This window comes from Protofrankia sp. CiP1_Cm_nod3 (assembly GCF_982290655.1).
The window spans coordinates 1-9,855 of the sequence record NZ_CEVIVD010000127.1 but is presented as its reverse complement, the minus strand read 5'-3'; the positions used below and the strand labels follow the sequence as shown (position 1 = coordinate 9,855).

At 69.7% G+C, this 9,855-nt stretch carries 10 protein-coding genes; 3 read left to right on the top strand and 7 right to left on the bottom strand.

All coding sequences use genetic code 11. The features are described from left to right. Positions 1-169: 169 nt before the first annotated feature. The gene (locus AC5LUJ_RS19235; protein WP_250286794.1) at positions 170-601 is read right to left on the bottom strand and encodes a PIN domain-containing protein; all 432 of its coding nucleotides are present in this window, start codon (positions 599-601) and stop codon (positions 170-172) included. A gap of 9 nt (positions 602-610) precedes the next feature. Continuing rightward, a complete protein-coding gene (locus AC5LUJ_RS19230) occupies positions 611-868 on the bottom strand; it encodes a type II toxin-antitoxin system Phd/YefM family antitoxin (RefSeq protein WP_250286793.1) in 258 nt (85 codons plus the stop codon). Positions 869-1,080: 212 nt separating this feature from the next. Between AC5LUJ_RS19230 and AC5LUJ_RS19225 the strand changes: the two genes are divergently transcribed. Beyond that, a complete protein-coding gene (locus AC5LUJ_RS19225; protein WP_250286790.1) occupies positions 1,081-1,632 on the top strand; it encodes a toll/interleukin-1 receptor domain-containing protein in 552 nt (183 codons plus the stop codon). Positions 1,633-1,636: 4 nt separating this feature from the next. Here the strand turns inward: AC5LUJ_RS19225 and AC5LUJ_RS19220 are convergent, their stop codons facing one another. The 3 genes from AC5LUJ_RS19220 to AC5LUJ_RS19210 form a co-directional block, all read right to left on the bottom strand. Further along, positions 1,637-2,314 (bottom strand): TetR/AcrR family transcriptional regulator, encoded by a 678-nt coding sequence (locus tag AC5LUJ_RS19220; RefSeq protein ID WP_250291501.1) that lies wholly within the window; start codon positions 2,312-2,314, stop codon positions 1,637-1,639. A 373-nt stretch (positions 2,315-2,687) separates the two neighbouring features. Continuing rightward, positions 2,688-3,554 carry an N-acetylmuramoyl-L-alanine amidase gene (locus AC5LUJ_RS19215; protein ID WP_250286783.1) on the bottom strand — a complete coding sequence of 289 codons (867 nt, stop codon included), beginning with the start codon at positions 3,552-3,554 and terminating at the stop codon, positions 2,688-2,690. Between the two features lie 50 nt (positions 3,555-3,604). Beyond that, complete coding sequence (locus AC5LUJ_RS19210) at positions 3,605-4,522, bottom strand: DUF3097 domain-containing protein (RefSeq protein WP_250286779.1); 918 nt, start codon at positions 4,520-4,522, stop codon at positions 3,605-3,607. A 342-nt stretch (positions 4,523-4,864) separates the two neighbouring features. Between AC5LUJ_RS19210 and AC5LUJ_RS19205 the strand changes: the two genes are divergently transcribed. Further along, a complete protein-coding gene (locus tag AC5LUJ_RS19205) occupies positions 4,865-5,455 on the top strand; it encodes an isochorismatase family protein (protein WP_250286777.1) in 591 nt (196 codons plus the stop codon). A 111-nt stretch (positions 5,456-5,566) separates the two neighbouring features. Here AC5LUJ_RS19205 and AC5LUJ_RS19200 read toward each other — a convergent pair whose 3' ends face one another. Together AC5LUJ_RS19200 and AC5LUJ_RS19195 are read right to left on the bottom strand one after the other, a co-directional pair. Beyond that, a complete protein-coding gene (locus AC5LUJ_RS19200; RefSeq protein WP_250286775.1) occupies positions 5,567-5,860 on the bottom strand; it encodes a DUF4193 domain-containing protein in 294 nt (97 codons plus the stop codon). 801 nt (positions 5,861-6,661) lie between these two features. Further along, the gene (locus AC5LUJ_RS19195) at positions 6,662-7,192 is read right to left on the bottom strand and encodes a DUF3145 domain-containing protein (RefSeq protein WP_250291503.1); all 531 of its coding nucleotides are present in this window, start codon (positions 7,190-7,192) and stop codon (positions 6,662-6,664) included. 605 nt (positions 7,193-7,797) lie between these two features. Here AC5LUJ_RS19195 and glgX point away from each other — a divergent pair. Continuing rightward, positions 7,798-9,855: glycogen debranching protein GlgX (gene glgX / locus AC5LUJ_RS19190; RefSeq protein WP_493465420.1), on the top strand; the 2,058-nt coding region annotated here is incomplete at its 3' end.

Genomic DNA, 9,855 nt, shown 5'->3' with positions numbered 1-9,855 from the left:
TCCACTGCTTGCTCCCTTTGGGCGGTTTTGCCGGGAGCGCGTGTTTGTCGGGGGAGTGAGCCTCTGCCGTCCTGCGGTGGGGGTTGACGGGAGCCGCGATGGGCTGGTCCGGGATGCTCCAGCTTTCCCCGGCTTCGCCGCCCTTCGGCTGGCGTCGGTGGCCTACCCGTCAACCATGGGAGTCGAAGAAGAGCCCGACCCGATCGGTTGTCCAGGTCGGGACGCCAGTGCCAAAGAAGTCCTGATCCTCGGTCCAGATCGGGCAATCCAGAACAAGAGCGGTCGCAAGCACCGGCCAGTCGTCGGCATCTCGGTCAACAATACGAGCCAGTGCGGCGTCACGGGCAAGCCCATAGGTGTCCGCATCGATGCCGAGAACGATTGGCTCGAGACCGTCGAGAACAGCGAGCGCGGCCTGCGGGTCGAGACCTCGTTTGGAGAGGATGCCGGTCAGGTACCTCCTTGCATCCAGGTACGCGACGTCAGGGGCGAAGAACGCCACCTTGCCGGCACAGGTAATCACAAGATCCCGCACACGTTTCCCCAGCGCAGCTCGGATCAGGATGTTCGCGTCAAGGACCAGGCTCTTCTGTTCTGACATGACGGCGTGTCAGGCGGTGGGCCGCTTGCGTCGGGCAGCCTTGAACTCGGACACGACCGCGTCGACCTCGACATCTCCCTGTGCCAGAAGCCCATCGAGAGCGGCAGCTGCCGCCTTGAGCGCGGCCAGCTCGGCATCAAGATCGGACTTGGCGGGGATGAAGTAGCCGACCGTACGACCGTGACGGGTCACTGCCACCGGCTCGTCAGAAGCGATGTAGTCGGCCAGGCCAGCGCGGAACTCACGGATGCCTACCTTGGTCACCATGGCACACCTCCTCATATTTGTGAATCACGGTGTACACAACTGCCATCGGGTCTCCGAGCGCCATACAGGTCACGTCGGCTGATGGCCGGGATGCACGGTGGGGCCGGCCAGGAACTCAGGTGGCCTGACTGCTCACGTAGAGTCGGGCCTGGCGGGTGAGGCGTCCGATCCTCGGTCCGGTCGCCCGGTGGCGGTGCCGTACGGGGGCCGGTGTGTCTCTTACCTTCATCAGTTACGCGTCGGAGGATCGCGCGGCGGCGGACCTGCTCAGGAGCAGGCTTGTCGCCGCCGGGTTCGCCGGCGTCTTTCTTGACTCCGATGGCATCCCACCGGCGGCCCGGTGGGAGAAGCATCTCTGGCGGGAGCTCCGCCGCGCGGACGCCGTAGTGTTTCTCGGGAGCCGCCGTTCCGCCGACTCACAGTGGTGTCACATTGAGCTCGTCTACGCGTGGGACAGGGGGATTCCGGTTTTTCCCGTCCGGCTGGAGCCGGGTCTCCAGCTCTCCCTGCTCACCGACACCCAGTGGATCGACGCGTCCGCGGGAGGCGGGTGGCACCACACGCCGTTCATGGCCGGCGCAGGAGCCGTTCAGGCGTGGGATCTGGCGCTGCGCCGGCGGATACTGTGGTGGTGGCGTGAGGAGCTGAACACGGCTCCGCCCGTTCGTGGCCGACGGGTGGGCGAACAGCGGGTGCCAACGCGGGAGCCGACGCGGTGCTCCCGCAGCTCCCTCGCTCGCGGCCGGCGGCGCCGGCCGGAGTGATGGGTCAGTGGGCCGGGCTGAGGTCGCTGAGGATCAGGCGGGCGACGGTGCGGATGATGTCGTCGTCGCCGACGGGGAGCTCCTGGGCGCGGCAGTAGTACCAGGCGCGTTCGAGCATCCCCATGATCGATAATCCCAGGGCCTCCGGCACGATGGTCGGCTCGGCCTGGCGGCCGCGCAGGTTCGCCCCCAGCAGGAACGCGACCCGCATCTGCATCCGTCTGCTGCTGGTGCGGAACTGCTCGTCCGCTGGCGCGGAGGGACCAGAGGCGAAGATGAACGCGCCATGCACGTCCATGAACGCGAAGTAGGCACGCACCCATCCGATCACGTCGGGCAGGTCGCACGGCCGCGGCATCACCTCCCAGCGGGAAACAATCTTGAGAATGTCCCGGTAGGCGTTCTCCCCGAGAGCGTTGAATACCTCACGCTTGTCACGGAAGTAGGTGTAGAAGCCGGCCCGCGAGATCCCGCACGCGTCGGTGATGTTGCCGATCCGGGTGCCCGCGTAGCCGCGGTCGAGAAACAGCCGGCGCGCCCCCTCGAGGATGGCGTCGCGGGTACGGGCCGCCCGCTGGCCAAGTGCGGCGTCCCGCCGCGTCGTCGCTGCCGCCGTCCCTTCGTCGATGACGCCCCTCCTTGGTCCGGCGCATGGCGACGCAGGGTCGACCGGTATGTTCACGACTGCCCCCATGCGGTCGAAAATCCCGCTATAGCGGACAATTTTACTGCTTGATGCTTTCCGTCAATATGCTGTCGCCAGAACGACAGCCGAGTGCGCGAAAGCACCTCGGCAAATCATGTCAAACAGAGTTGAATCGCTAGTTTACAGGAATATCTGCCTTTGTCGCAAGATGCTACATATACGAAATATCGGTGACGTCGACGCGCCACTGGCCGAGCTGGCGGCGCGGACCCGTGCCGTTGGCGCGGCTCGGCCGATATGGCTCGGCAAATGCACGTGCGCGAAGCTCGGGAACGCCACCCACACCCAACCAGGGCATCGCGCCGTCCGGTAACCATGTGGTGGACGTGTGGTCGGGAAGACGGTGTGCTCAGGAAGGCGGTACGGTCAGGAAGGCGGTTATCCCGTCCGTGATGCCCTGCGCGGCACGCCCGCGCCACGCGGGGTCGGAGACCCGCGCGGCATCGGCGGGATTGCGCATGTTGGCGCACTCGATGAACACCTTGGGCACCCGGGAGAGGTTCAGGCCACCCAGATCCGTACGGAACGCCAGGCCGTCGTGCGCGATGTAGTCCGCCCGGGTTTCGCCGGTGCTCCGTTCGAACGCGGCGCCCACCGCGTCCGCCAGCCGGGCCGACGGGGCGAGGATCACGGCGTTGCCGCCGTCCGGGCTCAGGCTCGGGGCGATGACATGGAACCCGGTACCGCTCGCCGGGCCGCCGTCGGCGTGCACGGACACGGCCGCGTCCGCGTGCGCGTCGTTGCCGATACGGGCCCGCTCGTCGATGCACGGGCCGACCCCGTTGTCGTCCGTCCTGGTCAGGACGACGGTGGCGCCTCGGCCACGCAGCAGTTCGGCCACGCGGGTGGCCACGTCGAAGGTGAACGCGTGCTCGGGATACCCGTCGACGGTCTGCGAGCCGACGGTGTCGCACTCCTTGGCGATGCCGCCGGCGAGCACCTTCCGGTTGATCGCTGCGGGCGCCCTCGCGTTGCCCCCGTTATGGCCGGGATCGAGCAGGACGGTGCGCCCGCGCAGCAGGTCCGGCCTGGCCGCGGCCCCGGCTCCGGCCGCGCTCGGCTCGGGCGACGGCGACGCCGCGGCCGCCCCGGACATCCCGAACGGCGGCGGGGGCGGGCCGGAACGCGCCGCGTGCACCGCGAAGGCCACGATCGCGACCACCACGACGAGTGCGACGACAAAACCCGGCCTGAGCGCTCTCCACCGCGGTGGCATCTAGCGTCGCCCCGTCCGGGACAAGGGGATGCCGGCGGCGGGACCGGGCCTCATGTCCGGCCGCTTTCGCGTCCCCCGTAGCGTTCCGCGCCGCGTTCGTCGCCGTGCTTGCCGTCGCCGTGCTTGCCGTCGCCGTGCTCGTCGTCACCGTCGCCCGCCGGTACCGCGACGAAGTCGATGAGACGTTCGACCGCGCCGAGCAGGCCGGCTTCGACGTCCGTGTAGGAACGCACGCCGGCGAGCACCCGGCGCCACATGTCGGCGGGCTCGGCGACGCCCAGTGCGCGGCACACCCCCTCCTTCCACGGCTGGCCCCGGGGTACCTGGGGCCAGGCCGCGATGCCCACGGAGGACGGCTTGACCGCCTGCCAGATGTCCACGTAGGGATGCCCGGTGACGAGCACGTACGGTGACGTCACGGACGCGGCGATGCGGCTCTCCTTGGAGCCGGCGACCAGATGGTCGACGAGCACGCCGAGACGGCGCCGCGGGCCAGGCCGGAAGGCGGCGACCAGCGCGGGCAGGTCGTCGACGCCGTCCAGGCTTTCCACGACGACGCCCTCCACCCGCAGGTCGTCGCCCCAGATGCGTTCGACGAGCGTGGCGTCGTGCAGCCCCTCCACGTAGATCCGGCTCGCCCGCGCGACCCGGGCCGGCTGGCCGGGCACGGCGATGGAGCCGGACGCCGTGCGGGCCGGGGCCGCCGGCACCGGCCGTCCCGGCCGGGTCAGCGTCACCGTCCGCCCGTCCAGCAGGAACGCGCCCGCGGCAAGGGGGAAGGCGCGGCGGCGGCCGTGCCTGTCCTCCAGCACGACCCCGCCCGCCTCAGCCTCGATCACCGCCCCGCAGAAACCGGTCGCGGTGTCCTCGACGACGAGGCCGGGGGTGGCCTCGACCGACGGCGGCGCGGCGGGCCGCGCACGCCCGCTCCGCGCCAGCACGTCGGGCCCGTAGTCTCTGCTGCGCACCCGACCACTGTAACGGGGCGGTATGACAACCGCGCATCAGCTTTGAATCCGTACGTATCCTGTACGGATACGGCCGGCACCGGCGTTCGTGGCAGATACCACATCAAACGGGTACCGCATCAAACGGGTACCACGTCAAGCGGATACCACGTCAAGCGGATACCACGTCAATTCGGCACCGGCGACCCGGCCCGGGCAATCCGGCATGGGCCCGGGTGGGCGGGGCCTGAATGCCGACGGGCAATATCCGGCAAACGCCTGGCATCCGTATGCGGGCGGGCCGCGCCCCACCGTGGGAGGCCCGGAATGCCGCGGCAGGCCGGCAGTGGGCAGAATCGGCTCATGACCGACGACTACGGGCCGGGCGTCGCACTCCTGGTGATCGACGTCCAGAACGACTTCGCCGCGCCGACTGGCAGCCTGTACGTGACCGGCGGCGAGGAGATCATCCCACTCGTCAACGACGAGATCGGACGGGCCGTGGCCGCGGGCTCACCGGTCGTCTACACGCAGGACTGGCATCCGCCGGCCACCCCGCACTTCGTCACCGGCGGCGGCATCTGGCCGCCGCACTGCGTGCGGGAGACCGAAGGCGCGCGGCTGCATCCGGCCCTGCGGGTCGACGGGACGATCGTGCGCAAGGGGACGGGCGGCGAGGACGGCTATTCCGGATTCACCGTACGGGACCCGCTCACCGACGCCGGCCGGGCGACCGAGCTGGTCGACGTCCTCACCGCTCAGGGGGTCCGCAGGATCGTCGTGGCCGGCCTTGCCGGGGACCACTGTGTGAAGGCAACGGCCCTGGACGGCCGAGCGCTGGGTTTCGACGTGGTGGTCCCGCTAGCCCTTACCCGCTTCGTCAGCCTGCGGCCCGGGGACGAGGAACGGGCCGTCGCGCAGATGCGGGAGGCAGGGATCCAGGTACTCACCTGATCATCAGCACTCACCTGATCATCAGGACGACCGGGTGGGCCCGCCCCGCCCCGCCCGCGGCGCACGGGGGCCCACCCGGCACGGCTCCATGGCCCGCGCGGCCCGTCCGGCCTACGCGGCGCAGTCCGCGCAGATCATCCGCCGGCTGTCGGCGAGCTGGCTGCGGTGATGGACCAGGAAACAGCTCGTGCAGGTGAACTCGTCCGCCTGTCGGGGCAGTACGCGGACAGTAAGTTCCTCCCCGGACAGGTCCGCGCCGGGCAGGTCGAGCTCGGACTCGAACGGGTCGACATCGTCCCCGAGGTCGGCCGCCGCGTCCGCCCGTCGTGCCTTGAGCGCCTCCAGACTCTGCTCGGCGACCTCCTCGGCATCGCTGATCCGGGGGGTGTCGTAATCGGTGGCCACTGAAATACTCCCGTGAAATTAAGTGCGCTGCTCTCTCGTGCCCCACCCACAACGCACGGCCGGTGGGGTATGTGCCCGCCCGGACGATCCCGAACAGATGTGGCCTTCGCCACACCTGTTGCGCTCCCACGTCCCAGGTGTCATCGGACGCCGGCGGGCATCGGGCCGGGGGCGCCCGCCGGGGCCACCATCACCCCCGGCGGCTCCCCCGGCGACGCGGAGGAAGTCTCCCCCGACAACGCCTGGGAAATCCTCCGGGAACGCGCGGAAGGCGGCTCACCGGGAACGGGTGACCCGGCCCGGCATACCCCGCCCGGCACACGCCCGAACACGGGAACCGCGGCAGGAGCCGGCCGTCCCGCCCGGCCCCGCCAGCATGCGCCCGGCCCCGCCAGCATGCGCCCGGCCCTGCCAGCATGCGCCGGCGACAGGCTGCCCGTCAGGTGCGGAGCGGCCCCGCGCCGCGACCCACCCCCCTGACCCGCGCCCGGACCACGTTGCCCGCTGGGAGCCCGGCTCATGCCGGCCGGCCCGCATGAGCCCGGAGCGCGGGCGCGGGCGCGGGCGCGGGCGCGGGCGCGGGCGCGGGCGCGGCGAAGCCTAGAGCGCCGGTCAGGTAACCATACGTATCCCTCCTGAACGATGGCACGCTTCGATGGACGTCGGCCGCCAGAGAAGATCGGCGTAATTTTGTCGTTGTGTACGCTTTTGCGGCCAAAAAGCGTACACAACGACAAACTCTCCTGGATCATGGCCTGCACGGGTGGTCGTGGATGGGATCCGCGCTACTTGACCGGCGTTCTAGCCGGTCCGGCGCAGCCAGGTCACGGGCGCTCCGTGGGCGCCCTGACGCAGCGGCTCCAGGACGTCGTCCCAGGCGGTGCCGAGCAGGCGGTGCAGGCCCCTGGCCAGGGTCTCGCGGCCCTCGCCCCGGTCGATGAGCGCGCGCAGGGCCGCCTCACCGACGACCACGTCCCCGTTCGCGGCGATCGACGCGCGGTGCAGGCCGAGTTCGGGGGTGTGGGAGTAGCGCTCCGAGTCGCACCCCGGTGAGGGCCCCTCGACCACGTCGAAGGAGACCGGGCCGAGACGGCGCAGCTGCCCCGCCAGCCGGCCGGCCGTCCCGCAGGGGGCGCGCCACTGGAGGGCCGCGTGGAACGACCCCGGGGAGCTGGGCTGCTCGGTCCAGGTCAGGGACACCGGTGAGGAGAGCACGGCGGACACGGCAAACTCCAGGTGCGGACACAGTGGCGGCGGGCAGGCCAGCACGGCGAGCATGCCGGGGATGCCGACGGACACCGAACCCGAAACAAGATCACGTGTTGATGGCATTGCGACCACGCAGGACCTCCGTCAACGAGTTACGCCTTCCCCTGCGATCTCGTCTCACGATCGGCCGCGCCGTGCGGTAACGATGGTGCCATGAGCCGCCGGTGGCTGCCATACCTACCCCCGTCTGACAGATCCGATTCATCATTTGATACCTGGATGATTCGTGACAGGCGGCTCCCTCATCCTCCGCACGGCAGGGCCCGGCGAGACAACCAGGCCGAGGCGTCCGAACGGCGTCCGGATGATGTCCGTGGGGTGTCCGGCCGGGCCCGCGCCGGGCCCATGCCGGGCCCATGCCGGGCGGGCCGGCAGACGGGGTCCCGGCGTGGAGGACCGAGCGCGCGGCCACCTCGTGAACCTCGTCCACGGCGGAGGCCGCGATCAACGGTTTGTGATCGACGACGCGGGCGACGAGTTGCGCACGGCGCGGCCCGAAGGTGTACTCAAGCCGGCCCGGCCCGGCCCGGCCGCGGCCGCCGCCCTGCCGGCCGAACCGGAATCCCCCGGCCCGGAATCCACCGGCCGGGAAGTCATCCGAGCCGTCGGTGCCCATCCCCACCAGCACCGGTCGTCGGCGGTTCCCCAACCCCGTAGGCTCCGTGCGTATGTTGCAAGTCTGGCCGGGCAGCCCCTATCCGCTCGGTGCCACCTACGACGGCACCGGCACCAATTTCGCGATCTTCTCCGAGGTCGCCGAGAAGGTCGAGCTGTGCCTGTTCGACGAGGGCAACACCGAGACCAGGGTCGAGCTGAAGGAAGCCGACGCCTTCGTCTACCACGGTTTCCTGCCGAGCATCGGCCCCGGCCAGCGATACGGGTATCGGATCCACGGCCCCCACGAACCTGCCAAGGGGCTGCGGTGCAATCCGTCCAAGCTTCTTCTGGACCCCTACGCGAAGGCGGTCGACGGCGAGATCGACTGGGACCAGTCGGTCTTCGGCTACAACTTCGGCGACCCCGACAGCATGAACACCGAGGATTCCGCGCCCCGGGTGATGAAGTCGGTGGTCATCAGCCCGTTCTTCGACTGGAACGGCGACCGCCCGCCGCGCACCCCGTACCACGAGACGGTCATCTACGAGGCGCACGTGCGCGGCCTGACGACCGCCCATCCCGGGCTTCCGCCGGAGTACCGCGGCACCTATGCCGGCGTGGCACATCCGGTGATGATCGACTATTACCACAAACTCGGTGTGACCGCCGTGGAGCTCATGCCCGTCCACCAGTTCGTGCAGGACGAGCACCTGGTCCGCCGGGGGCTGCGCAACTACTGGGGGTACAACTCGCTGGCCTTCCTGGCCCCGCACAACGCGTACGCGGCCACCACCCGCGCGGGCCAGCAGGTCCAGGAGTTCAAGCTGATGGTGAAGGACCTCCACGACGCCGGCATCGAGGTGATCCTCGACGTCGTGTACAACCACACGGCCGAGGGCAACCACATGGGCCCGACGCTGTGTTTCCGCGGCATCGACAACGCCGCCTACTACCGCCTGATGGACGACGACCCGCGCTACTACATGGACTACACCGGCACCGGCAACAGCATGCGGGTGCGCAACCCGCACGTCCTGCAGCTCATCATGGACTCGCTGCGCTACTGGGTGACCGAGATGCACGTCGACGGGTTCCGGTTCGACCTGGCCGCGACCCTGGCCCGGGAGTTCTACGAGGTCGACCGGCTGTCGTCCTTCTTCGACCTCGTCCAGCAGGATCCGGTGGTCTCGCAGGTCAAGCTGATCGCCGAGCCGTGGGACCTCGGCGCCGGCGGCTACCAGGTCGGCAACTTCCCCCCGCTGTGGACGGAGTGGAACGGCAAGTACCGTGACACCGTGCGGGACTTCTGGCGCGGCCAGGACAAGGGCATCGCCGAGTTCGCCTCCCGGCTGACCGGCTCGAGCGACCTCTACGAGTCCGATGGGCGCCGGCCGTCGGCGTCCATCAACTTTGTCACCGCCCACGACGGGTTCACCCTCAACGACCTGGTCTCCTATAACAACAAACACAACGAGAACAACGGCGAGGACAACCGGGACGGAACCGACGACAACCGGTCGTGGAACTGCGGCACGGAAGGGCCGGCCGACGACCCCGCGGTGCTCGCGCTGCGCGGCAGCCAGGTCCGCAACTTCCTCACCACGCTCTTCCTCTCCCAGGGCGTCCCCATGCTGCTGGCCGGCGACGAGATGGGACGCACCCAGCAGGGCAACAACAACGGCTACTGCCAGGACAACGAGATCTCCTGGCTGGACTGGTCCCTGGCGGAGCGCAACGCGGACCTGGTGGAGTTCACCGCGACCGTCTGCGCCCTGCGCCGGGAGCATCCGGTGTTCCGCCGGCGCCGGTTCTTCCGGGGCGACCCCATCCACCGCCTGGACGCCAGGACGGGCCTTCCCGCCGCCGGCTACGACGGCGGCGAGGCCCTCAAGGACATCGTCTGGCTGCGGCCGGACGGCACCGAGATGTCGGACGCCGACTGGGGGTTCGCCCCGGCCCGCTCCTTCGGGGTGTTCCTCAACGGGCAGGGCATCCCCGACCCCGACCAGCGCGGTGAGAAGGTCGTCGACCAGTCCTTCCTGCTGTTCTTCAACGCCCACTTCGAGCCGCTGGGCTTCCGCATCCCGCCGGAGAGCTTCGGTACCAGCTGGGAGGTCGTCGTCGACACC